The 26,154-nt window shown below is 41.0% G+C and carries 27 protein-coding genes and 2 tRNA genes; 12 read left to right on the top strand and 17 right to left on the bottom strand.

Translation table 11 applies throughout. The annotated features are described in order from the left end of the window. The first annotated feature begins 75 nt into the window (after positions 1–75). Both ACX3PZ_RS03035 and tsaB read left to right on the top strand, forming a co-directional pair. The gene (locus ACX3PZ_RS03035) at positions 76–819 is read left to right on the top strand and encodes an SDR family NAD(P)-dependent oxidoreductase (protein WP_459082996.1); all 744 of its coding nucleotides are present in this window, start codon (positions 76–78) and stop codon (positions 817–819) included. Positions 820–828: 9 nt separating this feature from the next. Then, positions 829–1,509 (top strand): tRNA (adenosine(37)-N6)-threonylcarbamoyltransferase complex dimerization subunit type 1 TsaB, encoded by a 681-nt coding sequence (tsaB, locus tag ACX3PZ_RS03040; protein WP_459082998.1) that lies wholly within the window; start codon positions 829–831, stop codon positions 1,507–1,509. Positions 1,510–1,554: 45 nt separating this feature from the next. Here the strand turns inward: tsaB and ACX3PZ_RS03045 are convergent, their stop codons facing one another. After that, entirely contained in the window at positions 1,555–2,775 is a 1,221-nt protein-coding gene (locus tag ACX3PZ_RS03045; RefSeq protein ID WP_459083000.1) for a PQQ-dependent sugar dehydrogenase, read from the bottom strand. A gap of 162 nt (positions 2,776–2,937) precedes the next feature. After that, a complete protein-coding gene (locus tag ACX3PZ_RS03050; protein ID WP_459083002.1) occupies positions 2,938–3,318 on the bottom strand; it encodes a hypothetical protein in 381 nt (126 codons plus the stop codon). 50 nt (positions 3,319–3,368) lie between these two features. On the opposite strand from ACX3PZ_RS03050, the gene ACX3PZ_RS03055 reads away from it, so the two are divergent. Next, positions 3,369–4,958 carry a S41 family peptidase gene (locus ACX3PZ_RS03055; RefSeq protein ID WP_459083004.1) on the top strand — a complete coding sequence of 530 codons (1,590 nt, stop codon included), beginning with the start codon at positions 3,369–3,371 and terminating at the stop codon, positions 4,956–4,958. 196 nt (positions 4,959–5,154) lie between these two features. After that, complete coding sequence (gene uvrB, locus ACX3PZ_RS03060; protein ID WP_459083006.1) at positions 5,155–7,149, top strand: excinuclease ABC subunit UvrB; 1,995 nt, start codon at positions 5,155–5,157, stop codon at positions 7,147–7,149. 3 nt (positions 7,150–7,152) lie between these two features. On the opposite strand, the gene ACX3PZ_RS03065 is transcribed toward uvrB, so the two are convergent. The 4 genes from ACX3PZ_RS03065 to ACX3PZ_RS03080 form a co-directional block, all read right to left on the bottom strand. Next, positions 7,153–7,386 carry a DUF3820 family protein gene (locus ACX3PZ_RS03065; protein WP_459083008.1) on the bottom strand — a complete coding sequence of 78 codons (234 nt, stop codon included), beginning with the start codon at positions 7,384–7,386 and terminating at the stop codon, positions 7,153–7,155. A 6-nt stretch (positions 7,387–7,392) separates the two neighbouring features. Then, the gene (locus ACX3PZ_RS03070) at positions 7,393–8,475 is read right to left on the bottom strand and encodes an AI-2E family transporter (protein WP_459083010.1); all 1,083 of its coding nucleotides are present in this window, start codon (positions 8,473–8,475) and stop codon (positions 7,393–7,395) included. Between the two features lie 54 nt (positions 8,476–8,529). Beyond that, positions 8,530–9,261, bottom strand: coding sequence for a beta-carotene 15,15'-monooxygenase (locus ACX3PZ_RS03075; protein ID WP_459083012.1), 732 nt, complete (start codon positions 9,259–9,261; stop codon positions 8,530–8,532). 63 nt (positions 9,262–9,324) lie between these two features. Continuing rightward, positions 9,325–10,044, bottom strand: coding sequence for a hypothetical protein (locus tag ACX3PZ_RS03080; RefSeq protein ID WP_459083014.1), 720 nt, complete (start codon positions 10,042–10,044; stop codon positions 9,325–9,327). Between the two features lie 47 nt (positions 10,045–10,091). Here ACX3PZ_RS03080 and ACX3PZ_RS03085 point away from each other — a divergent pair, with 47 nt between their 5' ends. Together ACX3PZ_RS03085 and ACX3PZ_RS03090 are read left to right on the top strand one after the other, a co-directional pair. Then, complete coding sequence (locus ACX3PZ_RS03085) at positions 10,092–11,069, top strand: aminodeoxychorismate synthase component I (protein WP_459083016.1); 978 nt, start codon at positions 10,092–10,094, stop codon at positions 11,067–11,069. Continuing rightward, complete coding sequence (locus ACX3PZ_RS03090) at positions 11,053–11,658, top strand: aminotransferase class IV (RefSeq protein WP_459083018.1); 606 nt, start codon at positions 11,053–11,055, stop codon at positions 11,656–11,658. Before ACX3PZ_RS03085 ends, ACX3PZ_RS03090 begins: the two co-directional genes overlap by 17 nt. 22 nt (positions 11,659–11,680) lie before the next feature. Here ACX3PZ_RS03090 and menD read toward each other — a convergent pair whose 3' ends face one another. Together menD and ACX3PZ_RS03100 are read right to left on the bottom strand one after the other, a co-directional pair. Further along, a complete protein-coding gene (gene menD, locus ACX3PZ_RS03095) occupies positions 11,681–13,378 on the bottom strand; it encodes a 2-succinyl-5-enolpyruvyl-6-hydroxy-3-cyclohexene-1-carboxylic-acid synthase (protein WP_459083020.1) in 1,698 nt (565 codons plus the stop codon). Between the two features lie 134 nt (positions 13,379–13,512). Then, a complete protein-coding gene (locus tag ACX3PZ_RS03100; protein WP_459083022.1) occupies positions 13,513–16,038 on the bottom strand; it encodes an ATP-dependent Clp protease ATP-binding subunit in 2,526 nt (841 codons plus the stop codon). A gap of 153 nt (positions 16,039–16,191) precedes the next feature. Between ACX3PZ_RS03100 and ACX3PZ_RS03105 the strand changes: the two genes are divergently transcribed. The 3 genes from ACX3PZ_RS03105 to ACX3PZ_RS03115 are packed head-to-tail and all read left to right on the top strand — an operon-like array spanning position 16,192 to position 17,868. After that, the gene (locus tag ACX3PZ_RS03105; RefSeq protein WP_459083024.1) at positions 16,192–16,410 is read left to right on the top strand and encodes a uroporphyrinogen decarboxylase; all 219 of its coding nucleotides are present in this window, start codon (positions 16,192–16,194) and stop codon (positions 16,408–16,410) included. 55 nt (positions 16,411–16,465) lie between these two features. After that, positions 16,466–16,885: a SufE family protein gene (locus tag ACX3PZ_RS03110; protein WP_459083026.1), complete on the top strand. Its 420-nt coding sequence runs from the start codon at positions 16,466–16,468 to the stop codon at positions 16,883–16,885. Continuing rightward, on the top strand, positions 16,885–17,868 hold the full coding sequence (locus ACX3PZ_RS03115; RefSeq protein WP_459083484.1) for a glycosyltransferase family 9 protein: 984 nt from the start codon (positions 16,885–16,887) through the stop codon (positions 17,866–17,868). The genes ACX3PZ_RS03110 and ACX3PZ_RS03115 overlap by 1 nt, the downstream gene beginning before the upstream one ends. Before the next feature lie 65 nt (positions 17,869–17,933). On the opposite strand, the gene ACX3PZ_RS03120 is transcribed toward ACX3PZ_RS03115, so the two are convergent. The 7 genes from ACX3PZ_RS03120 to ACX3PZ_RS03150 form a co-directional block, all read right to left on the bottom strand. Beyond that, positions 17,934–18,008, bottom strand: a tRNA-Val gene (locus ACX3PZ_RS03120). 32 nt (positions 18,009–18,040) lie between these two features. After that, positions 18,041–18,115, bottom strand: a tRNA-Val gene (locus tag ACX3PZ_RS03125). Between the two features lie 33 nt (positions 18,116–18,148). Continuing rightward, positions 18,149–19,423: a bifunctional folylpolyglutamate synthase/dihydrofolate synthase gene (locus ACX3PZ_RS03130; protein ID WP_459083028.1), complete on the bottom strand. Its 1,275-nt coding sequence runs from the start codon at positions 19,421–19,423 to the stop codon at positions 18,149–18,151. Beyond that, complete coding sequence (locus tag ACX3PZ_RS03135) at positions 19,423–20,253, bottom strand: ferric siderophore ABC transporter substrate-binding protein (protein WP_459083030.1); 831 nt, start codon at positions 20,251–20,253, stop codon at positions 19,423–19,425. The genes ACX3PZ_RS03130 and ACX3PZ_RS03135 overlap by 1 nt, the downstream gene beginning before the upstream one ends. Further along, a complete protein-coding gene (locus tag ACX3PZ_RS03140; protein WP_459111958.1) occupies positions 20,253–20,651 on the bottom strand; it encodes an ExbD/TolR family protein in 399 nt (132 codons plus the stop codon). Before ACX3PZ_RS03140 ends, ACX3PZ_RS03135 begins: the two co-directional genes overlap by 1 nt. Further along, complete coding sequence (locus tag ACX3PZ_RS03145; protein ID WP_459083034.1) at positions 20,651–21,373, bottom strand: MotA/TolQ/ExbB proton channel family protein; 723 nt, start codon at positions 21,371–21,373, stop codon at positions 20,651–20,653. Before ACX3PZ_RS03145 ends, ACX3PZ_RS03140 begins: the two co-directional genes overlap by 1 nt. A gap of 79 nt (positions 21,374–21,452) precedes the next feature. Continuing rightward, a complete protein-coding gene (locus ACX3PZ_RS03150; RefSeq protein WP_459083036.1) occupies positions 21,453–21,917 on the bottom strand; it encodes a hypothetical protein in 465 nt (154 codons plus the stop codon). Between the two features lie 181 nt (positions 21,918–22,098). Between ACX3PZ_RS03150 and ACX3PZ_RS03155 the strand changes: the two genes are divergently transcribed. Then, positions 22,099–23,892, top strand: coding sequence for a DUF885 domain-containing protein (locus ACX3PZ_RS03155; protein ID WP_459083038.1), 1,794 nt, complete (start codon positions 22,099–22,101; stop codon positions 23,890–23,892). A gap of 201 nt (positions 23,893–24,093) precedes the next feature. Beyond that, positions 24,094–24,447: a response regulator gene (locus ACX3PZ_RS03160; RefSeq protein WP_459083040.1), complete on the top strand. Its 354-nt coding sequence runs from the start codon at positions 24,094–24,096 to the stop codon at positions 24,445–24,447. Here ACX3PZ_RS03160 and ACX3PZ_RS03165 read toward each other — a convergent pair. Then, positions 24,444–25,064 carry an endonuclease III domain-containing protein gene (locus ACX3PZ_RS03165; RefSeq protein WP_459083042.1) on the bottom strand — a complete coding sequence of 207 codons (621 nt, stop codon included), beginning with the start codon at positions 25,062–25,064 and terminating at the stop codon, positions 24,444–24,446. The genes ACX3PZ_RS03160 and ACX3PZ_RS03165 overlap by 4 nt on opposite strands. 32 nt (positions 25,065–25,096) lie before the next feature. Between ACX3PZ_RS03165 and bcp the strand changes: the two genes are divergently transcribed. Continuing rightward, positions 25,097–25,549, top strand: a complete 453-nt coding sequence (bcp, locus tag ACX3PZ_RS03170; RefSeq protein WP_459083044.1) for a thioredoxin-dependent thiol peroxidase — start codon at positions 25,097–25,099, stop codon at positions 25,547–25,549. Here the strand turns inward: bcp and ACX3PZ_RS03175 are convergent. Then, positions 25,546–26,049 carry a GNAT family N-acetyltransferase gene (locus ACX3PZ_RS03175; protein WP_459083046.1) on the bottom strand — a complete coding sequence of 168 codons (504 nt, stop codon included), beginning with the start codon at positions 26,047–26,049 and terminating at the stop codon, positions 25,546–25,548. The two genes, bcp and ACX3PZ_RS03175, sit on opposite strands and share 4 nt — an antisense overlap. Positions 26,050–26,154 lie beyond the last annotated feature (105 nt).

The following is a 26,154-nucleotide window of genomic DNA, read 5'->3' on the forward strand; positions in this document are numbered from 1 at the left end:
CCACACAAATTTCTAATTGTCATTGACAAAGCTAAATGCTCAGTTAATGACGATTTTTTTTAATGAAATAAGGATATGAAAACAATTTTTATAACGGGCGCAAGCTCTGGAATAGGCAAAGCAGTAGCCACTTATTTTGCACAGATGAAGCATCGATTAATCCTCTGTGGAAGACGAGAAGAGAAGCTACACGAACTACAAAAACAGTTCTCTGAGTGTGAAGTGCATGTTCTTGTTTTTGACGTTAGGGATCGTGAGAGTGTACAAAAAGCTGTAGACTCGATACCGGTCGCATTTCGCAAAATAGATGTCCTGGTGAACAATGCTGGGAATGCGCATGGAATAGACAGTCTACTAACGGCGAACCTAGATGATTGGGATGCCATGCTCGATGGAAATGTAAAGGGACTACTGTACGTTTCTAAAGCAATTCTACCTTTATTGACAGAGAAAGGACACATTGTGAATGTAAGTTCTGTAGCTGCAAGACAGACCTATGCGGGCGGAGTCGTTTACTGTGCAAGCAAGCGAGCAGTGGATGTGATTTCAGAAGGTATGCGCCTTGAATTAACCCAAATGGGTATCAAAGTAACGAATATTCAGCCAGGGGCAGTCGAGACTGAGTTCTCAGACGTCCGATTTAAAGGGGATAGAGAAAGGGCTAGCAAAGTTTATCAGGGTTTTCAGGCCCTAAAGGCCGAAGATGTCGCGGATGCGATTGGATACTGTGTGGAAGCTCCCGCGCATGTCACCATTTCTGATCTTACAATTTATCCGTCCGCTCAAAGCGAACCTAGGACTATTCATAAAAATGAGTAATTTTGCAGCATGACGATTTTACACATTGAGTCTTCTTCAAAAAATTGTTCCGTGGCCGTTTCCAAAGGGGAGGAACTGTTATGTTTATGTGAAGAGCGATCTGAGAATTATAAGCAAAGTGAAAACTTGCACCCATTCGTTTCTTGGGCGCTTGAAGGAGCGGGTCTTACACTGGAGGACATTGAGGCTGTTTGTCTGGGTATGGGACCGGGTTCCTACACAGGCCTACGTATAGGTGCATCTAGTGCAAAAGGATTTTGCTTTGCACTCAATATTCCCCTAATTGCAGTCAATTCAATGGATACCCTCGTAGAACCTTTTTTAAACAGAATTTACGAGGTTATAATCCCTTTAATCGATGCAAGACGAATGGAAGTATATACCGCAGCGTATGACGGTACTACTGGAGAACTGCTCGATACAAGTCAGAACCTTATTTTAGATGAGGACAGCTTTTCAAAATATGGGGGCAAGAAGATTCTTTTTGTCGGCGATGGTGCACTTAAAGCCCAATCCATCCTGAATTTATCCAATGCCAATTACAAGGATGAAATTCTTCCTTCTGCGCAGTACCTAATTCGGAAAGCAAAAGCAAAATTTGAAGCTAAAATGTTTGAAGACATTGCTTATTTTGAACCGTTCTATCTGAAAGATTTCCAGGGAGTCAAAAAATCGGAAACAAAAAAATAGCCTTCACGAATTGGAGGCTATTTTATCCTTTTTAAAAAGGCATTCTTATTTTTTCGAGACTTTAAAGAGTTTTCCACTATCGGTCACAGCATAAAGATGGCCGTCATGTCCACTGAGGACATCTCTAAATCTCTCATTGTATTCCGTGAGTAGCCATTCTTCTCCAATTACCTTATTATTTTCAATCAATAATCGGATGATTTTTTGTCCACTTAAGCTTCCAATAAATAGGTTGTTTTTCCATTCTTCGATCGAACCCGTGTAGAAATCAATTCCACTGGGAGAAATTGAAGGATCCCAATAATAGACAGGCTGCTCATACCCTTGTTTTTGCCCAATTCCTTCTCCAATGACAGCGCCGCTGTATTCTCTTCCGTAGGTAATAATAGGCCAGCCGTAATTAATTCCAGGTTTTATTAAATTGACTTCGTCTCCCCCTCGAGGTCCGAATTCCGTTTCCCAAAGTTCTTTTGTTTCAGGGTGAAATACGAGGCCTTGTGGATTCCGATGTCCGATGGAATAGATCTCAGGTTTCCAACCTAAGGTATTCGTGGAGGCGGCTTTCCCATCTTTCGTTAGTTTAAGAATTTTGCCAAGATAGGCATTGCCGTCTTGTGCGAGTGGCCGTGTAGGTAGATCAGATCGTTCACCGGTCGTTACATAAAGTGATCCACTCGAATCAAAGGCAAGACGACTCCCGTAATGCAGTTTGCCATCGTACACAGGAGTAGCCCTGAAAATGACTTGTATGTTTTCAATTGATTTTTCATCTGCGGAGAGTACTCCTTTGGCCACTGAGGTATGGTTTCCGCCTTTAACGGGTTCCGAATAAGACCAATACAGTGTTTTGTTGTTTTTAAAATCTGGATCCAGCGCCACATCTAATAGACCGCCTTGTGCCTTGGAATCCACAGACGGAAGTCCCTGAATTTTATGACTTGATTTACCATCCATACTCACGAGATTCATCCATCCGTTCTTATCTGTGGTTAAAAACCGAGAGTCAGGTAGTTGAATCACTGCCCAAGGGCTACCTAGGTTTTCATTGAGAATCTCAACGGAATAAGGAGTGGAAGTATGGACTCCTTTGATTCGGGTTTGGCCTTCAAAAGCAGCTGCAATATCTGTGTTGGGCTTTTCCGTTTCCGGATTCGCGCCCTCAGTGGCGGTCGTATTTGAAGTGCTCGAAGATGATGAAGTGCCGTTTTGGCAGGAAAATAAAAGTGTACCCAACAGAGGTAAACACAAAATCGCTAACTTTTTCATAAGATTTGGAGATTAAACACTCTAAATTTAAGAAAAAATATATTAGCAAATTACGTTCGCCCAGGGACCTATAAAAAGGGGCTGAGGTTGAATTTTACACGAGAACCTCACGGGGAATACTTCGTTCAAAACCTTACAATTTCTTGAGTCGAATCGAGATGATTACTTTTCGATCAATTGAAAAGGAACCTCTTTGAAAATTTCAGTAGAGTCCTTTTGGAACAGAATGCCGTTCGGCTTATCGACCATTTTAGGCCTAAATCCTAACAATGTACGGGATTCTGCTAGTATTCTTAGGTGGTAAACAAGACCTTTTTTATCGCTTGGAAGCACTTGGTGTTCTAGACTATTGATGACCACTGCACTCGGCAATGCGTTCTCGTTAGACAATTCAAAATCAACAAGATACCCCTTCTCAGTTCCTTCATTAAACGATTGATACGTCGGGTTTTTCACCTCTGGAATATCTGAGGTTTTACAAGCAATGCTCACGAGTGAGAGAATAATTAGTAGAAAAGACTTCTTTATTTTAGTTATTTTCATATTTTTACGATCTAGCTTTTGACATTTCACAAAACTAGTAAAAATTAGATATGAAAACTATGAGATTTAGCAAAATTGCATTGACCTCTTATATGGCACTTATTCTATTGGCAAGTTGTTCAAGAGAAGACGATCCGAAACCAGATCCAACGCCTGAACCTCCTGTGACCACCATTACTCCAGATAAAGTTAATGATTTTGTATGGAAGGCAATGAATTCCTGGTATTACTGGCAAAAGGAATCAACCAATCTGGGAGATGCGAAATTTGCGACCCCTAACGATTATGCAACTTTTATTAATGGAAAGAGTCCAGACAAACTCTTTTATGAGTTGCTTTTTGAATATGGGAAAACTGACTTTTTCTCTTGGATAGAAAACGATAATGAGATTGTTTCCAAGGCTCAGTATGTAGCAGAGGAACAATCGACCACAGGATTAGAGATTGCCGTGTTAGGAAAAGGAGACGGATCAGGACGATATGTTGCCTTAGTGAATTATATTATTCCAAATTCAAGTGCAGACAAAGCGGGTCTTAAAAGGGGTGATGTCATTACGAAAGTAAATGGACAGTTTTTAGTTGGGTCTAATTATTCGCAGCTATTCGGAGACTCGTTTAGCCTTACACGAGCGAATACAGCTTCTTACAATGATGAAAGCGGAGTGATTTCCACGACCGACAAAGTCGAATCGATTGCGATTGTCAAAACCATGGTGGAAGAGAATCCGATTGCGCACTACCAAGTCTTTAAAGAAGGGGGCAGAACAATCGGATATCTGGTATTCAATGGATTTAAAATTGATTATAATGATGAGTTAAACGCCCAATTTGCTCAAATGAAGGCAGACGGAGTGAATGAGCTAATTTTAGATTTGCGTTATAATGGAGGAGGTTCATTAGACACAGCCGTAGGACTTGCACAGATGATTAACGGTTCGTTTACAGGAGGAGATTATGTCTACTTAGATTTTAATGACAAGCACAATCAGTACGATGAGTTTGATAAGCTAAGTGACAAGATTGATATCTACAATATTGTGGACGGTCATCAGGAAAAAACAGGAGAAGTACAGCAAGTTAATAGCTTGACCCTACCAAAAATTTATGCGTTGGTTTCTTTCCAAACCGCATCCGCAAGTGAGCTTACTGTCACGAGTTTAAAGAAATACATCGACGTAGAGGTGATTGGATATCTTACTGTAGGGAAGTTTGTGGGATCGCATACGCTATACGATTCTCCTACCTCCGACTTCTTAAATTATGAGAACCGAAACAAAGACCACAAATGGCAATTGCAACCGATCACCTTTGCTTATTACAACAAAGATATGGATCCCCATCCAATGGTAAGACTAAACGACGGAAGCGTTGTGCCTGGAATCATTCCAAGCAAACAAGAAAATTTCATTTCTCCTTTTCAGTGGGTTGGAAAGGTCAAGGAGTTTGGCAATCCAAGCGATCCTGAATTAGGACGCGCTTTAGAGATTATCACGGGAAATACGGTAAGTACAACTGCAACGATGAGAAATCGTGCTATTTTAAGTAGTAGAGGCGGGGCTAAATTATTGTCCAAGCCGATGAGTGCAGCAAAAGGATTGTATATATCTGATGTGACACAATTCCGTAAACCTTCAAATTAAGGTTAAACCTATTTTTGGCGAAGAGGAGCTTACCTACCCGGGTTTGCTCCTCTTCGCCTTTTCAAAGGAGCTTTAGGGCAGTGCAAGGGTTCCTTTTTCACCTCTCAAAAATACAAAGCAGCCGCTTACTTTTTTCGTACTTTTGTAGGAAAGAGGGAGTATCAACTTCTATTTAAAATCGATAGCGAACCATTATATGAACTTTCAATTACAATCCGAATTTAAACCCACGGGCGATCAACCGCAAGCCATTGAGAAATTAACAAGGGGTATAGAGGAGGGTGAAAAATACCAAACGCTGCTTGGAGTTACCGGTTCTGGAAAAACGTTTACCATCGCCAATCTTGTGCAGAACGTCCAAAGACCGACCATCGTTCTTGCCCATAACAAAACTTTGGCTGCGCAGCTCTACATGGAGTTTAAGGAGTTTTTTCCTGAGAATGCAGTCGAATACTTTGTCTCTTACTATGACTACTACCAGCCCGAGGCTTATATCGCTAGAACAGGCACCTATATTGAGAAAGATTTAAGCATTAACGAAGAAGTGGAGAAACTTCGACTTGCGGCGACAGCGAGCCTGTTGTCGGGACGAAGGGATGTGCTCATCGTGGCTTCGGTTTCGTGTATCTACGGGATCGGAAATCCAAGTGAATTTCACAAATCCCTAATTACCCTTGCCGTCGGTGAGAAATTAACCCGTACTTCACTCCTTCATTCCTTAGTTAATGCACTTTATGCCAGAACGCTAAATGAGTTTCAAAGAGGAATGTTCCGTGTAAAAGGGGATGTAGTCGATGTGTTTCCCGCGTACGCTGACAACGGAATTCGAATTCAATTTTATGGAGATGAAATTGAGAAAATTCAAGCCTTTGATCCGGTAACAGGAAGTGTGACTTCAAATTTTGAAAAAGTCCAGATTTATCCAGCCAACTTATTTGTTACCTCAAAAGAAACGCTCAATGGAGCCGTGCGACAAATACAGGATGACCTTGTGGACCAAGTCAGTTTCTTTGAGAAAATTGATAAGCCTCTTGAGGCCAAAAGACTAAAAGAAAGAACCGAACTAGATCTCGAGATGATTAAAGAGCTCGGGTATTGCTCGGGTATTGAAAACTATTCTCGGTATTTAGACGGGAGGCTTCCGGGCACTCGGCCCTTCTGTTTGCTTGATTATTTCCCTGAGGACTATTTAATGGTCATTGATGAAAGTCACGCTACGATTCCCCAAGTGCATGCGATGTTTGGGGGAGACAGGAGCCGCAAAGAATCGCTTGTAGAATTCGGTTTTCGACTTCCTGCTGCCATGGACAATAGACCTCTAAAATTTGAAGAGTTTGAAGGCATGCAGAATCAGGTTGTGTATGTCTCGGCCACACCGGCGGATTACGAGCTAGAGAGAACCGGAGGAGAGTATATCGAACAAATTATTCGCCCTACGGGCCTTTTAGACCCCATTATTGAAGTGAGACCTACGGAGAATCAGATTGATGATTTGATGGAGGAAATTCACAAGAGAACGGAACTAGACGAACGAGTTTTGGTTACCACACTTACTAAGAAAATGGCGGAGGAGCTAAGTAAGTACTTTACGAAGTTTGGAGTGCGATGCCGCTACATTCATTCCGATGTGGAAACCTTAGAGAGAATTCAAATTATGCAGGACCTAAGAACAGGCGTTTTTGATGTGTTAATAGGCGTGAATTTGCTGAGAGAAGGTCTAGATCTACCTGAAGTATCGCTTGTGGCGATTTTGGATGCAGACAAAGAAGGAATGCTTCGTTCTCGTCGCTCCATGATTCAAACCGTAGGTAGGGCTGCCCGAAACTTAAATGGGATGGCGATTCTCTATGCCGATAAGATGACTAAGAGTATGCAAGCTACCATTGACGAGACGAATTACCGCCGTGAAAAACAAAGACACTACAATGAAATTAACGGTCTAGAGCCTAAACAAATCAACAAGAAGATTTCATCAGCACTTGTGGGTAGTGCCCGCGATTTCCCAGAGGAAAAATACACGCAACGTGAAGTGTTAAAGCAAGTCGATAAAATCAAGACGAACTTAACGAAGGAAGAATTAAGTGAATTACTCGATCGCAAACAAACGGAAATGGAAGCGGCAGCCAAGAATCTAGATTTCATTCTAGCAGCCTCGATTCGAGACGAGATTAAAGCATTGAAAGGGGAATAGTACTTAAGAAAACTCTCCTGACTTTAGTTTTGCCTTAATAGGAATTAATAATTCTGAGAGACCATTTAGCTTAATTTCATAAATGGTTGAGAGTTGCATCCCTAGTTTTCCAGCGGGCATTCCCTTGCGGTAAAACCATTCCAAATACGAGATAGGTAAATCGCAGATAAGGCTTTCTTTGTATTTGCCGAACGGCATCTTCGTGCGACAAATTTCAATAAGTATAGTAGGGTCCATAAAGGTCTAGATGCTTAAATCGATTTTCTTTTCAAGTTCTTCATCGTCCTCGAGGATGAGCTCGTTGTCATCTTCGCTAAATTCATTGTGGTAAACTTGGATCAGTAATACAGTCATGGAGACTAAGATAGGTCCAAAAACAAGACCCATAAATCCAAAAAGATTCATCCCCATGATGATTCCAAATACCGTGTTAAGTGGGTGAATGTTTTCAAGTTTTCGAAGCAGAGTAAAACGCAAAATGTTATCTGTGAGACCCACTGCGATCAAGCAGTACAAAAGAATTCCAATTCCTCCAGTACTATTGCCCTCGGCAATCATGAAAATTCCGACCGGTACATAGATAATAGCAGCGCCTACAATTGGGATCATCGAAGCAATGGCGGTTAGCGCAAAGAGCAAAATAGGACTTGGTGCCCCGAAAATAATGTACCCTATTAAGGCCACGATCCCTTGACCTAATGCTACCACAGGAATTCCAACTGCATTCGCAACGACTAGTTTTCTGAATTTTTCGCCGATTAAGTCAATGTTAGCACGCTTTAGAGGTACTGCATTTCGCACGATTTTTTCAAATCGACGGGGCTGTTCTAGCATGAAATAGAGCATGAAAAAGAGTGAAGCTACCACTGAAAGGGTATTAAATGTACCACTTAATGCGGAGGTTGAAAACTTCGCCGCACTGGCTTTAATTCCATCTAAATTGGTGGAACTGAGTAAATCAATCTTGGTTTTAGATAAAACAAATGTGTGAATTTTGTCAATAAACACATTGAATTTTTCCAAATATACTTCTGAATCCCCAAGCTTAGCAATCAGCATATCCCCAAGCAAGTAAATGGGGATTATAAGAATAATTAACGACAAAAAGATAATCAAAAAGGATGACCACATCGGTTTCCATCCTCTTTTTTCTTGAAGGTAGAAATTAAACTCTCTGCAGACGATATACAAAGTCAGTGCCCCTAATAGAGCAGGAATAAAAAGAGCAAGATTAAAAACGATGAGGGCAACTAAGGCCGTGATAATCAGAATTAAAAATACCTGCTTAATTTTGACTCCGCTAATGATTTGATTGCGATTCGGCATAGTAAACAATTTAAAATCCTCCCGATAGGACTATCGAGAGTTGTAAATTAGAAATTAATTCTCGATTAATTCTCTTGGCTTCCCTAAATAAGCACAGTAAGCGCAGTACATGACCACATAAATAAAAGGCAACGTAATTAAAATACCTACACCACAAAAGATAATACCCGCAAAGCTAATGAGTCCTCCTAGAAGAGTGGTTCCTAAGAAAGTGCCATAATTATCTTTTGCAATCGAATAGCTTTTTTTGATAGCCTGAATCGCATTTGCATTTTCAAAGAGCAAAATTGGATATCCTAGTAAAAATAAGGGCGCAACAAAAAGACCCGGTAGAAAACAAAGTGCAAATGCAATCCCAACGATAAGAGAAGATAGGATTGAGTATAAAAATATATTTAGGAAATTCTGTCTGTACGCGATGAAAAGATCGTTGAAGCGAAGAGGTTTTTGGTTGTCGTACCGGCTAGTGATGTAGATTAACCCTACAAAGAGTGGCCCTGCGAGCCAACTAAAAAGGCCTGAGAATGCATAATAGGACTTTACTCCTTCAATTTCTAATAGGTCTTGGGTTTTAAAATCATCGCCAGCATTCATGATTTCCGAGTAAAGAGCTTCAGAATCAAAATTAAAAATGGCTTCAAGCAAAAGAGTTCCTGCAATATAAACTGCCATGGCGAGCAAGGCAAACCAAAAGACACCTTTATACATATCAAATGCATAGGAGATAAGACTACTTGTGTTTTTTTCGGGAGGTGTTGAATTTCTGAATTCGCTTAAATTTTCCATAGTTTAATGTATAAATCAAAAATAGCTTATTTTACCGACACTATCATTAATTAATTGATAAATTTAATGAACTTCATTGAAAACTCGACGATATAGAGCATAAATCATTGCATTCCAAAAAGGATAAGTGAATACTGCTCCGACGATCGTAAAAAGCCCTATGTATTTAAAAAGGAGGGCCACAATACAGCATACAAAGATCTCGAGGGGGTATCGCTTTAATCCCTTAAAATTCAAAGGGATGGTTTCAAAGAGCTTTCGGCTCATGAAAAACATCAGTGGTGCGGTAAATAGAGTTAGTAGCACCCAGGCAAACCCTAAGATCACGGTTGGAATAGTATAGAGATAAATTAGAATCCAAAATAGAAAATAACTCGTGAAAATAAAGAAATTGATACCCTGGTAGCCTGCAAATAAATCTTGCAGTGCCGGTTTTTCTCCCAAGTCCATTTTTCGGTACATTTTGAAAAATCCGAGGTTTAAGGGATATAAGAAAACTGCCGTGGCAATCATAATCCAATAAAAAGTCATGAAATTCGGAAGTAGAGTCATTTCTTGAACCCCTTGTTGATAGGACTCCATGCTTTCAGAAAGTCGAGCAGAAAGAGAAAGGTAATGATCCATGATACCGTACTTAACGGCAAAATAATATCCAACAACAATATAGACGCTAAAAGTAATCAAACTGAAAAGCACCTGGTATAAAAGAGTGCGGCTCCAGTAGGAAAATGCTTGTTTTAAGATCGATTCAATCCCTGGTTTTTGAGGATACAATTGGGGCATTTAAAATGTTTTTGCAAAAATAGGGTTAAATAATTTACTTTTGTGAAATGAGTCAAGATTTCGACGCGAAATTCAATAGGATGGATATTCTATCTCTACGAAAGGAGCCTTTTTTCTTTATGGTCGATTTCGAAGGGACAGAGCTCGTGGTATATTCTTTAGAGGAAGTTGTAGAGGGTGGAATTTACTTTGATTTCCCCACTTTGAAATTGGAGAAAGTTCAAAAGGAGGTTTTGAAGGATCTCTCCATCAAAGCAATGCCAGAATCGATTCATTCCTACAAAGAGGGTTTCGATCATGTTCACAGAAATTTGATGCTTGGGAACTCTTACTTAGCTAATTACACGTGCAGAACCCGCATTGAGAGTTCTTCGACTTTGGAAGATTTCTACTACGGTTCGAAAGCGAAATATAAAGTGTATTTCCAGAATCAGTTTTGCTCGTTCTCACCCGAAACCTTTGTAGAGATCTCGGGAGATAAAATGTATACGTATCCCATGAAGGGGACGATTGAAGCCTCGGTAGAGAATGCGGAGGAAATACTTAGAGAAGATCCTAAGGAAAAAGCTGAGCATTACACAGTAGTAGATCTACTTCGCAATGACTTAAGTAGGGTTTGTGATGAAGTACAAGTGGATGAGTTCCAAAGAATTGATTATTTAAAAACAAACCAGAAGGATTTGCTGGCCATGAGTTCTCAAATATCGGGTCGGATCAAACCGGAGTTTTCTGGAAAAATTGGCAGTATACTGAAAACATTGCTGCCGGCCGGCTCCATTTTAGGTGCGCCTAAGGCAAAAACGATGGAAATTATTCTCGAGGCGGAAAAGCAGACTCGAGGTTGGTATACGGGAGTGGCCGGTGTCTTTGACGGTGAATCTCTCGACTCGTGCGTTTTAATTCGGTTTATTGAACAAGAGGAGAATTCACTTTTTTTCAGGAGCGGAGGAGGAATTACGCATCAGAGTGTGATGGAGCAGGAATACCAAGAAATGATAAATAAGATTTATGTCCCGATTCATTGAAAGTATAAAGATCACGGCCACAGGAGCCCATCTTCTCTCTTATCATCAAAAGAGGGTAGAAGACACTTTTCAATTTTTTGGCAAGACATGCCCTATAAATCTTGAGCAAATCGCTTCTTTTCATGGGAGCGTAGATTCAGGCGTACATAAATTAAGGGTAGTCTATGATTTAGAAGGTAGATTCGAATCGAGGATTACCACTTACTCTTCCCCGGTCATTCCTTCCTTTCAACTTGTTGAATGCCCAAAGATTTCCTATCGTTTCAAAAAAGAGGACCGCGCAGCATTAGAACAAACTCTTCAAAAGATCCATCCATCTCAAGCTCTAATCACACAAAATGGCCTTTTGACCGATTCGACGTTTTCCAATTTAGTATTTTTGAAAGAAGATTCCTGGTATACGCCAGAAAGCTATTTACTGAATGGAGTTCAACGCCAATATTTGTTGGAGCGTAAAAGAATACAAGAGGCTCACATTGGGGTAGGCGATCTTCAGAACTATAGTCATTTTGCACTAATCAACGCCTTGAACCCCTTAGAGGATTGCACTTGCTACCCGCTTGATCTTATTCAAAATATTCCGATTTAAATTTTAGCGTACTTTCTTAAAATCAATTAGTTGTGTCGGTCTTTAGGTCGCTCGCTAAGGAAGTGAAGTAATTTCTTAAGATCTGCGCATTTGCGATTTCTTTCGTGTTTACTTCTAAGATTTTAGGTTTTGTCGAAGAGGCAAAAAACAGATCTAGTACCCTCACGAGGGTTTGGTCGTCGTCCACTTCGGTATACTCCATTTCAAAATGAGCCGCAAGGTGCTCTGCGGTCTTGGTGTGGCGTGTAGAGATAAACTCCTCTAATATGTCGGTGTTTGCGCGGTCGGGCCCTGGAATGATCTTGAAAATGCTCCCTTCCCCATTATTAAAAATAATGATTCGGGTATAGGGAGGGATGTATTGGTTCCAAAGGGCATTAATGTCGTAGAAAAATCCTAAGTCTCCGGTCACGAGAAGGGTCGGGTTTTCAGACTTCATCGCGTATCCCATGGCGGTAGAAGTACAGCCGTCTATCCCACTGGTTCCCCGGTTGCAATGTACACGATGCGCACTGAAATCGAACAACTGCGCATAACGAATGGCTGAACTATTGGAAAAGTGTATGTCGTAATGGCTAGGCACTTTTTGTGCTAACAGCGAAAAAAGTCGAAAATCCGAGTAGCCGGTGGTAAGTTCATAGCTCTCATGTTTAATGTCTTTCTTCCTTCTTAAATGATCCCATAGATTGTAGTAGGCACTAGGTTCTAAGTTCACGACATTTAAAAGTTTTTGAAGGAATTTCTCAGGGGCTACTTTCAGAGACTGTGTAAGGGAGAAATAGGTGTCTGGATGCCAAAATTCATCTACGTGCCAATGGTGAGCTATGTTCGCTTGTCGAAGGAACTGTTTGACTCGTTTGGAAACGACATTTTGTCCAAGCGTAATAAGTAGATCCGGTGCAAACGTTTGGTAATCCTGCGCATCAAAATTGTAAAGATAGCGGTCGATATGGTGGAAGAATTTGGGATTTTCTAGATTTGAGTTCACTTCACAAAGAACCACAACCGAATGATTTTTAACCAATTGAGAAAGGCTACTCTCAAGCGATTCACTAAGAGGCTGCGTACCTACCAAGATCATAATTCGTTTGGAAGTGTTCCACTGGGCTACTAAAGGCGAAGACAATTCGAATTTTCGGGCAGGAGCAAGTTTCTCGACGGAAGGGAACACAGGGATTTCTCCCACGAGGTCGTATAGAGGCTCGTTTAAGGGAATGTTGAGGTGTACAGGACCTTGCTTTTCAAGACAGAGTTCAATGGCTGTTTTGATCGTGGCAAAATTTTGTTCCTCTGAGCCCTCGATTTCGTCTTCAAGAAGTTGAAAGTCACCATAAGAATGGGAAGAGAACAAATCCTTTTGTCGAATGGTTTGGCCGTCAAAAAGATCCACGTAATCTGAAGGACGGTCTGCAGAAAGGATTAGGAGGGGAACGTTTTGATAAAAGGCCTCCGTGACTGCAGGGTAGTAGTTGGCTGCGGCGGAGCCGGAGGTACATGTAATTGCTACGGGTTTTTGCTGCACTTTAGCCATGCCTAGCGCAACGAATGCAGCGCTTCGTTCGTCCACAATGCTATAGGAATTAAACTCCTCAATTTCTCCGAAATGAATAGCAAGGGGTGCGTTACGTGACCCTGGAGAGACCACTACGTCTAGGATTCCATATTCTTTTAGTAAATGGGCTAATAATTGAACACTGCGTTTCGAAGAATACTTTTTCATGGAGGCAAAGGTAGGCGTTTTTGTGAATTGAAAAAATTATTTTCCTTCCGTGGGTCTGCCTTTTCACGCTCGTTTCTATACAAATAGAGCTGCCTTTAAAAAGACAGCTCCATACTATTCCATGGAAACAAGGATTAAACTTTTTGCTTTTTCGATTTGGACTCGGGAAGCTTTTTGATTAATCCGTCGCCAGTTTCATTTAACTCTAAGACGAGAGTTTCCTTGTCTTTAATTTGCTTGTTTACCAGCAGATCCGCAAGCAGATCTTCAATATATTTTTGAATGGCTCTTTTCAGCGGTCTTGCGCCAAAGTCTTTGTCCCATCCCTTTTCGGCGATAAAATCTTTAGCCTCTTGGGTAAGTTCTACTTTATAACCAAGTTTTTCAATTCGCTCGTAAAGTTTTCCTAATTCAAGATCAATAATCTTCGCAATGTCTTCTTTTTGTAGAGAGTTGAACACTACGATGTCATCAATTCGGTTTAGGAATTCAGGGGCAAATGCTTTTTTGAGGGCACTTTCTATAGTAGATCGAGCTCTCGCATCCGAGTTGGACTTCTTCGCAGAGGTTCCAAACCCAACGCCATCACCAAAATCTTTAAGATCTCTTGTTCCAATATTGGAAGTGAGAATAATGATGGTATTTCTAAAGTCTATTTTCCGTCCTAAACTGTCCGTGACGTGTCCTTCGTCTAAAATTTGCAGTAAGATGTTGAACACATCGGGATGCGCTTTTTCAATTTCATCTAGAAGCAAAACCGCGTAAGGTTTACGACGAACGGCTTCGGTCAATTGACCCCCTTCTTCGTATCCTACGTAGCCTGGAGGCGCTCCCACAAGTCGAGAAACCGCGAATTTTTCCATGTATTCACTCATGTCAATTCGAATAAGCGCTTCGTCAGAATCAAATAGCTCACGAGCCATCACTTTAGCGAGTTCCGTTTTCCCAACTCCAGTGGTTCCTAAGAAAATAAAGGTTCCAATGGGTCTATTAGGGTCTTTTAGCCCTGTTCGGTTCCTTTGAATGGCTTTTACTACCTTTTGTACCGCCTCGTGTTGTCCAATTACTTTTCCATTGAGCTTCTCGTCCATATGAGCCAATTTGTCAAGCTCATTTTTTCCTACTTTGGTCACAGGAATGCCACTCATCATGGAGACTACTTCTGCAACATTTTCTTCGGTAACGACTTCTTTTTTCTCCTTGACATCTTTGTCCCATTGTTCCTGCGCAGCGGCAAGCTCCATGGCTAGGCGCTCTTCCTCGTCTTTCAATTTTCTTGCTTCAAGATAGTCCTGCGCTTGTACGGCCTTTTGTTTCAAAAGCTTAATCTCTTCGATTTTTTCTTCGTTTTGAATAATGGCAGTAGGCACTTTCATGTTTTTGATGTAAACCCTTGATCCCGCTTCGTCCATTGCATCGATGGCTTTGTCCGGTAAGAAACGATCGGTGATGTAGCGCGCACTTAAATTGACACAAGCATTAATGGCTTCGTCCGTATACGTTACGTTATGGTGGTCTTCGTATTTGTCTTTAATCTGATTTAAGATCAATATCGTCTCTTCAATTGAGGTAGGTTCCACCATTACTTTCTGGAATCTACGTTCCAGAGCACCATCTTTTTCAATGTATTGACGATACTCATCAAGTGTAGTGGCTCCAATGCATTGGATCTCTCCTCGAGCTAAGGCTGGTTTAAACATGTTAGAAGCATCCAAACTTCCAGTAGAACTTCCCGCACCTACAATGGTATGGAGTTCGTCAATGAATAAGATGACATCGCGATTCTTTTCCAGTTCGGTCATAATCGCTTTCATTCTTTCTTCAAATTGGCCACGGTATTTGGTTCCTGCAACTAAACTTGCAAGATCAAGCGTGATGACACGTTTTCCATAAAGAACTCGAGAAACTTTTTTCTGGTGGATACGAAGGGCAAGTCCTTCTGCAATTGCAGATTTACCCACTCCGGGCTCACCAATAAGCAAAGGGTTGTTCTTTTTGCGTCGAGAGAGAATCTGTGAAACTCTTTCAATTTCTTTTTCCCTTCCAATCACGGGGTCTAATTTCCCGTCTCTTGCCAAGGAGGTTAAATCCCGTCCAAAATTATCGAGAGTAGGCGTTTTGCTTTTGCCACTTCCTAGGTTTCCGGTAGGCTTACGCATTTGGCCGTATTCTTCTCTTTCTTCATCGTCTTCGTAAGCACTCATTTTGGGAGCCTGACCCGAGTTTTTCAATAGGGTTTGGTACTCACGCGATACTCTTTCATAGTCGACGTCGTATGCCTGCAAAATGTTACTAGTGGGGTCTTCGAATTTATAAAGGATGCCCAACAGTAAATGCACGGTGTTGATTTCTGCACTTTTGTACTGTCTACATTCTAGTTCCGCTCTTTTAAGAGCCTGATCTGCCATTTTTGTAAACGATATTTGCTTAACCTCTTCTGCAAGTGGACTTACAGAAGCTAAGTTCATTGTTTCAATCTTCCTTCTAATTTGCGCTAGATCGGCATCCAAATTCTGAAGAATTTGTCTCGCAGAACTATCTGTTTTTAGAATGCCAAGCAAAAGATGCTCGGTGTTGAGGAATTCACTTTTCAGTCTTCGTGTTTCACTTTTGCTCTGTTTGAACACTTTATCCAAACCGGCTGAAAATTTATAATCCATAATTTGGTCTCGTATTAATTTAAGGAGGTCTTTTCCTCCTAGGTTAAGTAAAGTTACAAATACTTTACCAAAAATGGTTTAATGACTTTCTGTCAGTGTTATAAATTTTTTACCAGGGAAAATATATACCTTTGTATACAGATTAAAAAAACTATGAGCCCAGAGATTGCAACTTATATCGGCTATGCCGCCTCCGTTTTCATTGTCCTTAGTTTTGTTTTAAAAGAGCTTCGAAAAATTCGGTTTGTAAACCTATTTGGTTGCATCTGTTTTGTAGTTTATGGCGTTTATAGCGGTATGCTATGGCCCATTATAATCCCTAATTTACTACTGTGTTTCATCCAAATTTACCATTTGGTAAAGAAGGATTAACCTATAGAGAAGAGAGAAAAGTTCCTATTTCTCAAACTTTGCTTAATTTTGCCATATGACCATTAAAGAGAAACAACAAGAAATTGTTAATGATTTCAATTTCCTAGAGGATTGGGAACAGAAATACGAGTATATAATTGATCTGGGAAAAGAATTAAGGGGCCTTTCGGAGGATAAAAAGACGCCTGAGAATTTAATTAAGGGTTGTCAGAGTCAGGTTTGGATCGATGCTAGCTACGAAAACGGGATTTTAACTTTTAATGCAGACAGTGACGGCATCCTTCCCAAGGGTATTGTTTCTTTGCTTGTCTCAATTTACAGTGGACACAGTACCCAAGAAATTTTAGACTCGGATTTTGACTTTATCTCTCAAATTGGTTTGCAAGAGTTTTTGTCACCCTCTCGAGCAAACGGTTTGATGGCAATGACCAAACAGATCAAATTTTATGCGGTGGCATTTCAATTAAAATCTTGATACGAATTCTCGCATATCGATTTTCTGCCTTCGGGGATGTTGCCATGTGCGTGCCTGTCGTCAGAGAATTTCTAGAACAGAATCCGGAAGTAGAGGTCATCTTTGTTTCAAGACAGAACTTTAAACCCTTGTTTTTTGATTTGCCGCGTTTCACTTTTGTGGGGGTGAATTTCGATGAATACAAAGGCGTATTCGGACTAAGGAAACTCGCAAAACAATTAAGACTAGACTATAGACCAGATTTTGTCGCGGATCTTCACGATGTACTGCGAAGTAAATTACTTGATCGGTACTTTCGGGCAAAGCGATTTAAAATTGCGGTATTGGACAAGGGGAAGGAGGAAAAAGAACGGTTAACGGACATTTGGCAGTTAGATAAAAAACCTTTAAAACGTACGGTGGAGAGGTATGCCGATGTTTTTAGAGCCTTAGGATTCTCCCTTACGTTATCCCATAAGTACCGAGGTATAAACCACCCTAAAGAAGGGATTGGAATCGCTCCCTTTGCTCAGCATCACGGAAAGATGCTACCTCTAGAAAAATCATTTGAGCTTGCACGCCTATTGTCGGCGCACCATAAAGTTTATTTTTTTGGAGGAGGAAAGAAAGAAGTAGAGATATTGGAACAGTGGGAATCCAAGATACCCAATTGTAAATCGGTGGCCGGTAAGTTTTCTCTTGAACAGGAGCTTGAGGCGATTTCAAGTCTTTCTGTCATGGTTTCTATGGATTCTGCAAACATGCACCTAGCAAGTCTAATGGGGACGCGCTGCGTTTCAATTTGGGGATCTACACATCCCTATGCAGGCTTTCTTGGCTATGGACAAAGTCCGTTGGATGTTGTCCAAGTTGACGATTTAACTTGTAGACCTTGTTCAGTCTTTGGAGACAAAAGATGTTACCGTGGAGATTACGCCTGCTTAGAGGAATTGCAAATTCAAAAAGCGTATGATAAAGTGATGGGGGTATTTGATATTTCTTGATAGGAAAGGTATTCACTTTTTTACCATAAACTAAAAACTTCTCAATTGCTTGAGAAGTTTTTTTGTGGGCGGTACTGGGCTCGAACCAGCGACCTCTGCGATGTCAACGCAACGCTCTGAACCAACTGAGCTAACCGCCCAAAAAAAAACTTCAACATTTGTTGAAGTTTTGTGGGTCCTGAGGGATTCGAACCCCCGACCCTCTGGGTGTAAACCAGATGCTCTGAACCAACTGAGCTAAGAACCCTTATTTTTGGTTCGGCAAATATACGACCTTTTTTTATTTCTCCAAATTTATTTCTAAAAATTCTCCTACTACAAAGTTGCTACCGCCAATGAATACAATATCAGAATTTTTAACATTTTGTTTTGCAGCAAGATATCCCTCTTGCACGGAGTTAAAAATTTTGTAATTTATTTTCGCTTTTTTTAGCAAGGTCTCGTATTCTTGGGGGTTTCGACCTCTTTCGATCGCGGGCTTTACAAAATAGTATTGGGTATTCAAGGGAAGGATTTCCATGACCTGCTCAATCTTTTTATCCTTGACAAAGCCAAGCACGATATGCTTATAGACAGCTAAGGATTCAAGTTGGGCAAATACTTCGATTAAACCTGCATGATTGTGCCCTGTATCGCACAAAACGAGAGGGTCGTGAGAGAACTCATACCATCGGCCTAGAAACTGCGTATTTTCTTGCACCTTGAGTAAGCCTTGTCTTATTTGGTCATCAGAAATCTGAGCGCCCATTTTCCGTAGCTCATGTAGGACGCTAAGCGCGACTTTACTATTCTTTTTTTGATAGTTTCCTTTTAAGTCTGTGCTTGGGACTGTTTTAAGTTCTGTAGCGTCTATAAATGGTGAATTTAGTTCGATAGCTCTGTTCTGAAGGACTAAGGCGATGGCGGGGTTTAATTCTCCGGATACAATCGGAACCCCAGGTTTTATGATGCCCGCTTTTTCCCCGGCAATTTCTTCTAAGGTCTCTCCGAGAAGATCGGTATGGTCCAGGGCAATGTTGGTGATGGCGCTCACCAAAGGAGTGATCGTATTTGTCGAATCTAGCCTTCCTCCTAAACCCACTTCTATAAGGGCATAGTCCACTTTGGAATGTGCAAAATAGCAATAGGCTAAAAGAGTCGTATATTCAAAGAAAGAGGGTTGAAAATCAAGTGGTAAGGTTTGTATTTTTCGTAGAAATTGAAAGACAAAGCCTTTGTCAACATTCTCCCCATTGAGTTTAATTCTTTCTGTGAAATCAATAAGATGAGGGGAGGTGTAAAGCCCTACTTTGTATCCCGCTTCTTGCAAAACGGAGGCGATCATACTGCTTGTGGATCCTTTTCCGTTTGTGCCTCCAACATGGATGCATTTTAATTTTTTCTCAGGGTTTCCAAAAAGTTGAGTGAGTGTTTTGATGGACTCTAGTCCAGGTTTGTACGCGCTCTTTCCCTGTTTCTGATAATTCGGAATTTGACTAAATAGCCATTGAAGTAATTCATCGTACTCCTCTTGCTTAAATTCAGTTGGGTCTGAGGAAGAAAAGTTTGTGTCCATTAGAAGGTGATGCGATAGGTTCCCGTGGATGAGCTTGTGCTTTTCTCGGCTTTTACATACTGTTTGACCCAGGAGACTGAAGTCGAGCTTACACAGGGGTCAGAAACACCTCCCGTGCGTCGTGCACTCGTCACGTTACCCGATTTGTCTACGGAATAACTGATGGTGATGGTTCCTGAGGCATTGCACTTATGCGAGGGCTGATTTCCTCCTCGTCCCATGGTGCCTGGAATGTAGGCGATTAACTTACGATCCACTCCGATTTTGCTGTCTCCACTAGAACTACCTCCTAATGGATCTCCTTGGTTTCCAGAACCGGTTGTGCTTCCTTGAGAGCCGTTTGCGGTACCGCGTCCTCGGATTAAATTTCCAATGGCAGCGGTTCCTTTTGCGTCTCCTTTTTCAGTTGTGGCCGCTTTCTTCTTAGGCGTGGAAGTGGATTTAGTCGGCGTCGTCTTTGCTGCTGTTTTTGATTTGGTCGCTGTGCTTTTGTCCACTTTTGCCACCGCCATATTTTTATTGGTTCCCACAATTACTTTTTGTTCTACAGGAATTGCGGGCTCTACTTTAGGTTGAGGGTCTTCAGTGGGCTCTTGAATGCTACTAGACTCCGATCCGTCTTGTGTTGCAGGTTCCTCTAGAGATTCTCCCGTGGTGTTGTCACCAAAATTCATAAGCATTGTGGTAAAGACCTGTTCGTGAGGAATAAGTTTCGAGAATTTGTAGAAATAAAGTGCAATGAGAGTTCCTACGGAAAGAAGTACCGTAAGAATTATACTTTTAAGTCTGTCTTGCTTTTCTTTATTACTATGTTCTAGCGTCCTGTTCATTATTCTTTTTGAAGCGTGGCAATGGCCAAATTAAATTTATGTTTTTCTGCAATCTCCATGGCGTATACCACATCTCCATGCTTTGTGTTTTGATCTGCTCTAATGGTAAACGTAGGGTTTTCTTGTCCTTTTAATGCGCTTACGAGAAGGGGCTCTAGTTCTTCTTTTTGAATCACTTTGTCATTTACATAATAGTTTCCATCCGCGTTAATAGTGACCGTGGTGGGGTCTTGAGCAGAAGTGCTCTGGGTAGAGGCCTGCGGCAATTTTACTTCGATAGAACTCTGGGCAATGGCCGAGCTAGTGATCATAAAAAATATGAGCAAAAGGAAAATGATGTCCGTCATCGAGGCCATGCTGAATTCGGCACTGACACGATTTCTTCTTTTTAGTTCCATTAGATCGGTTGGTTTAATGTGTCAAGAAAATCATTGACATGCGTTTGAATTTTTAATACCATACGGTCGACTTGCGTGACTAGAAAATTGTAGAAAAAGTAGGCAGGGATTCCTATGAATAAACCCGCTGCTGTAGTTGCCATTGCGGTATAAATACCCGAGGCAAGTAGTTTTGGACTTACGGCTCCAGTCACGGTTGATATCTCAAAGAATGCCATAATCATTCCAATTACGGTTCCAAGGAATCCTAGCATTGGCGCGGCACCCGCAGCAGAAGCAAGAAGGTTTAAATTCTTCTCAAATTTAGAAACCTCTAGTTGTCCTTGATTTTGCATGGCATTGGAAATGTCAGAAATGGGTCTTCCCACACGGGCGAGTCCTTTTTCGATCATGCGAGACTCAGGCGAGTCAACGGATTTGCAATAGTCGATTGCGGTTTGAATCTTTCCTTCTTCAACAAAGTCTTTGATGTTCTCAAGAAAATTGGGTGTCGTTTTGGAAGATCTTTTCAAAAAGAAGTATCTCTCCAGAAAGATATAAAGAGCAAGTACCCCTAGGAGGAAGATAAGAACCATAATTAAGTTTCCGATAAACCCTCCTGAGGTTAAAATCTCCCATAATGAAAACACGTGTACTTCGCTTGGAGCGGGTTGAATCAACTGGGTGGTAGGCTCTACGGGAGCGCTGGTAACGGTTTGTACAAGGGTAGTGCTGTCCTGCATGTTATTTTTCTTTTAAATACCACCTGAATTTCTATAATCACGGGTGGAAAGTGTGTAAGTTAATAAATTATAAAAAGACCTATTGTTCCTCGATGAACTCAGGATCGAGTTCTTCAAAATGACATTTGAGTTTAAAGGGAATAGGTGCGCCTGAGTCCGTATAAAAATCATCAATTTGACCTGACCATACAAGTTCCATACGCTCGGAGGGATCCGAGGTGAATTCGAGACGATTTTCATAAAGGAAAGCGTCCTGATCTGTATATAGATCTACTTCACTATAGACAAGCTCCTCATTTTCTTCGATTTCAAAAGTTTGTCCCGGAAGCTCATTCTGCTCTAAAGGATAATCAAAAATACGAAGTGCAATCTGAGGAAATGGGTATTGAAGGGAATCATCCTCCACATGATCTTGGTTCTCGTCTGTAATGATTTCGACTTCTAAGAAATGTTCATTGTTCAGGTAGACCGCTTTGGAATAGGAATTTTTAATATGGTACTTTAAGGTCTCCTCTGGATGGTAAATTTTTAGAACCCCTTTCATGGCTTTGATGTCACAATTAATTTGTTAAAGATTATTTTATACGATTGACAAAGATAGAAAATTGATTGAAAGACCGAAGTGTTTTGTTTCAATATTTAAAAGGTGAAATATCCTAATCTGGTATCGCGTAGCAAACGATTTAAAGTAAATAATTGCTAATTTAGCCTCTCAAATTTGACTTATGAAAACTCTATACCTAAAAATCTTCATATCGTTACTTTTCCTTGCCTTTGTTGGAAGTTGCAAGAAGAAAGACATGCCATTAACCAAAAGCACTCCTGTGGAAATAGATTCCATTGCAGCGCATTATTATGAGCAATATCTAAAAATGTACCCGCTAGAGGCTACCATGCAAGGAGACTCGAGGTACAACGATCTTCTGCCCATAGACATCGACAAAGATTTTATTTCGGGAGAGATTGCATTCTATAACGATGTGCAAATCCAGCTTGATCAGGTGTCGTATGAGGAACTGTCGGAGGAAAAGAAAGTCGTATTTGATGTGCTGGATACTCTTTTGAAAGACAAGATTGAACGCTATGCCTACCATCCGGAATACATCCCCTTTACACAGTTTTCAGGTCTTCCTTTGGATTTTCCTATGCTAGGAAGCGGGCAGGGCGCGCAGCCCTTTGAAACGCAAAAAGATTACGAAAATTGGTTGAAACGAATGAATCAGTTTCCCAATTGGATGGACGCTGCAGAGGAAAACTTTAGATTGGGAATGAAGTCGGGAATGGTTTTGCCGAAAGTTCTTGTATTAAGAATGATTCCGCAGCTCCGTGCCGCAGAGATCACCTCTACGGACTTCGCCACCAATATTTTCTACGGTCCATTACGCGATATGCCTAAGTCGTTCTCCGAAAAGGAGGCTGCCAAATGGCGCAAGGCCTACAAAAGCGTGATCAATGGAAAGATAATTCCTGCTTATATCCGGATGGCTGAGTTCTTAGAAAAAGAATATCTGCCAAAAGCTAGACTTACCGATGGATACAACTCCCTCGCGAAAGGAAATGACATTTACTCCTATTATGTAAAGAGCTGGACTACGACAGACAAGACTCCGAATGAAATTCATGAGATTGGACTTAAAGAAGTTAGCAGACTTCGCTCTGAGATGGAAAAAGTGAAAGCAAGCGTGGGGTTCGAAGGGAGTTTAGAGGAGTTTTTGACGTTTGTGAAAACGGATAAAAAGGCAATGCCTTACACCAGCGCAAAGGAAATTCTAAAAGGTTTTAATTCCATCCTGGAGAAAATCACCCCTAAATTAGGTACGATGTTTCATCACACACCGAAAACCCCTTTCGAGATTCGTCAAACTGAAAAGTATCGAGAGGCTTCTGCGAGTGCTGAATATAGACAAGGAACTCCGGACGGAGAAAGACCTGGAATCTTTTATATTCCCATTCCCGATCCCACCCGATTTAATGTGACCTCGGGAATGGAGTCCCTCTTTTTGCACGAAGCGATTCCAGGGCACCATTACCAGGTTTCTCTACAGCAAGAAAACGAATCCCTTCCAAAATTCATGCGGTTTGGATGGTTGGGTGCGTACGGAGAAGGTTGGGCCCTCTACGCAGAGTCTTTAGGTCCTGAACTGGGGCTTTATACGGATCCTTATCAAAAGTTAGGTTCATTAAGTGATGAAATGCTTCGAGCTGTACGACTCGTCATTGATACGGGTCTGCATACAGGGACAATGAATCGAGAAGAGGCGATCAAATATTTCTTAAGCAATGTAGCTTACGATGCTGCCGGTGCAACGGCAGAAGTGGAGCGCTACATGGCAATGCCAGGTCAGGCACTCAGTTATAAAATGGGATCTATGAAGATTCAAGAACTACGTGCCCGTTTTGAAAAAGAGTTAGGAGCCAAATTCAATCTGGCCGATTTCCATGACCAGATTCTGAATCAAGGTTGTCTCCCATTGAATGTATTAGAGCGAAAACTAGAATCCTACTATTCGAATCTTTAGCAGTAAAGTGTAGCAACTATTCGATTTTTTCAACATGAATATATTTCGGTTCAATTCCAGATATATTTTTTGATTGACATCCATAATATATAAATCTTTAGTTATATATAATTATTTCAATCATTCGTGAAAAAAGTGTAAATTTGTAGTCTTAACACCGTTGCTCGCATTTAGCGGGCAAGATGTAAAACAAATTAGAAAATGAGTATAATTGTCGTAGAAGACAACGTAGAGATTTGTTCCATGATAGAGGAGATTCTACGTGAGGAAGGGCATAAGGTTAGAAGCTGTACCAATCCAATGATCGTCTTCGAGATGATTAAACAAATGAAACCTAAGTTAATCGTCACCGATATGCTAATGTCGGGAATAGACGGTCGTGAGATCTGCCGACAACTTAAATCGGATTCAGAAACTAGCTCGATAAAGATCCTATTAATGTCTGCTCATCCTAATTCCTTTGCATTAAGTGAGGCGGTAGGAGCGGATGGACACATTTCCAAACCTTTTGAAATAGACGAATTTGCTACACTTGTGAAGCAAATGCTCGTTTAAGATTCGAAAAGCAATTTCGTTAAAAAATCTTTTTCTAAACTTCCTCGTGCAGGGGAATATTCTCTACCGTAGTATATGATTTGTAGGTGCAGTTTGTTCCATGTGTGTTTTGGGAAGAGACTTTTTGCATCTTTTTCCGTTTGGACGACATTGATTCCTGAACTTAACTTCCAACGGAATAAGAGTCGGTGAATGTGCGTATCTACCGGAAAGGCAGGCACTCCAAAAGCTTGACTCATCACGACAGATGCGGTTTTATGACCTACGCCAGCTAAAGCTTCTAGTGCTTCGAAGGAGTCGGGAACAATACCCTGATGACGTTCGAGCAATTGCTCTGCCATTAAACGCAGGTTTTTTGCTTTGGTATTAGAGAGTCCGATTTGTTTTATGAATTCTTTGATTTCCCAAACTTCTAATTGAACCATTTTCTCTGGTGTGTCTGCGATTTCAAATAAGGCGGGCGTAATTTGATTTACTTTTTTATCTGTACTCTGTGCGGATAGGGCTACCGCAACAAGCAGTGTATAGGGATCTTTGTGGTCTAATGCGATGGGTGGATTCGGGTAGAGCTTTTCCAATTCTTGTTGGATAAGAAGAGCTCTTTGCTTTTTTGTCATAATAGCGCTAAATTTGAACAAATTTAAGAATTATGCTGCAAGTAGGAGATAAGTTTCCATTATTAGAAGGGAAAAACCAAGAAGGGGAAATCGTAAAATTGAAAAATTTTTTAGGGGGCCCGTTTGTGGTGTTCTTTTATCCTCGAGCAAGCACACCGACGTGTACCGTGGAGGCGAAAAGTCTTCGGGATGGATATAGTGATTTAAAAGCCCAAGGGTACGAAGTGATTGGCGTTTCGAGCGACAGCGTGGCAAAGCAAAAAAACTTTCATTCAAAAAATGAATTGCCTTACGATTTGATTGCCGACGAAAATAAGAAGTTTGTCGAGGCCTTCGGCGTTTGGAAAGAAAAAAAGAATTTTGGAAAAACCTATATGGGCATTGTTCGTACCACTTTTGTTTTTGATAAATCTGGCGTATGTATTAGAGTGATTGAGAAAGTGAAAAGTCAGGAAGCAGCAGCTCAAATTCTTGAAAATTCTTAACTCTCGTAATACAGAAGTTCTTCCTCCTCGTCAGGTAAAATTACAGTCCTTTTGAACTTTAATCCCAGTTTTTGAATTAACTTCTGAGAAGGTAGATTGGTTTTTGATGTGATGGCCGAGACTTTTTCTAAATCAAACTCCTCAGAAAGTTTATCGATTAAATACTTCGCAGATTCGTATCCGAAGCCTTGATTTTCGTACGCTTCAAAGAGAGCAAAGCCAATATCAGGAACCTCTAACCCCGGACGAACATACAGTCCACAGGTGCCTATTTTTTCCTGTGTATCCTTTTCAATTAACGTATAATTACCAAAGCCGTATTGACTGTATTGAGGCTCTATTCTCTCTTGGATATAGCGCATCGCTTCTTCGCGAGTCTTAACACCCCGATCACCAATGTTCTGAATGAACTTAGGTGAGTTTAAGAGGTTAAGCATCATATCGGCATCGTCAATGCTCGTGGGGCGTAGTATGAGTCGCTCTGTTGTGTATTCTTTCATAATATCGTTTCAAATTTAGCCTTATAGTCAGGTGTAATCTTTCGCACTAAATCGTTTGAAAAAGACAATAGCCGACTCTAGGAGGCGGCTATTGTGATTTAGTAA

Source organism: Chryseobacterium sp. A321 (genome assembly GCF_054489265.1).